A 1098-nucleotide genomic window follows, 5' to 3' on the forward strand; every position below is an offset into this window, starting at 1 on the left:
CCCCACACCCGAGCGCCCCGCACGGATCGCGACGCCGCCGTCCCGACCCGGCGACGGCGACGGAGACGGAGGGAGCCGGCAGGCCGGCGGTGGTCGACACAGCGCGGCCCGCGCGAGCAGCCAGGGGGGCGCCCGGAACCGCTCCGCCGAGCGGCACCGAAACGCGCCCGGGGGCGGCCAACCGGACCTGGCCAGCCTGTCGGAGATCAGCCTCACGCTGCCACCGTTGCCGACCCTGCCACCGTCGCCGGTGCTCCCCCCGCCCGGCCGGGGCACCGCGGCAAGCGACGCGCCCGCCCCATCCGGACGCCCGGCGGCCGCTGCGGGAGTGCGGCGGTTGCCACCGTCCTCGCCGGACCCGGTGGAGGAGCCCCGGCGCCGGCCTCGGGTCCGCCCGGCCGCCGCGCTCGCGGTGGCCGCGGCGGCCGCGGTGGCTGCGGCGGCGACCGCGGCGGGGCTGGGCGCTTCCAACGACGATGTGACCACCGGTGCGCAGGCCCCCCTGCACGAGACGCGTTCTGGGGACAGCTCGGCCGGGAGCCGGTCCGCCGACCGAGCCCCGGCGGCGCGCCCGTCCTCCGCGCCGGCGGATTCCACGGACCCCGCCGGGGCGGCCCCCGCCACCCCGACCAGCCCCGGCGGGGACGCGGCGCTCGCCCCGACCGAGTACGAGCAGCAGGAGGATCTCGCCGCCGAGGACTTCGCGCTGAACACGCTGCGGCTCGCCGCGGCCAGCCGCGCCGAGGGCGCAGGCGCTCCGGCCGCACCGTCCGCCCCGGCCGATCGTCAGTCCGCGACCGGCGCCGGGCACGCCCCGGCGCCCGCCGGGCGCCTGGACACTCAGCTGCCCCGGGGGCTCATCGTCACCCCCCTCATGCCGACCGAGCGGCCCGCCGCGCAGCCCCGCCCGGCCCAGGCCGCCCAGGCCGCCGGTCGGGCCGACGGCGCCACGGCCCCCCGCATCGGCCGCCTTCCCGCGGTGCCCGTCGCCGCGGCCGCAGCACCGCCGGCAACCAGCGGCACAGCCACCGCTGCCCAGCAGCCGCAGCCAGCCCAGGCCCGGCAGGCACCGGCTCAGGCCCGGCCCCGGACCTATGC

The 1098-nt window shown here is 81.4% G+C and carries 1 pseudogene; it reads left to right on the forward strand.

Going from position 1 to position 1098, the window contains the following annotated elements:
• Positions 1-337 precede the first annotated feature (337 nt).
• Positions 338-1098: pseudogene (locus NBZ85_RS31295) on the forward strand (hypothetical protein); the annotation flags it as partial.

This window comes from Frankia tisae, assembly GCF_025403405.1.
Lineage (GTDB): Bacteria > Actinomycetota > Actinomycetes > Frankiales > Frankiaceae > Frankia > Frankia tisai.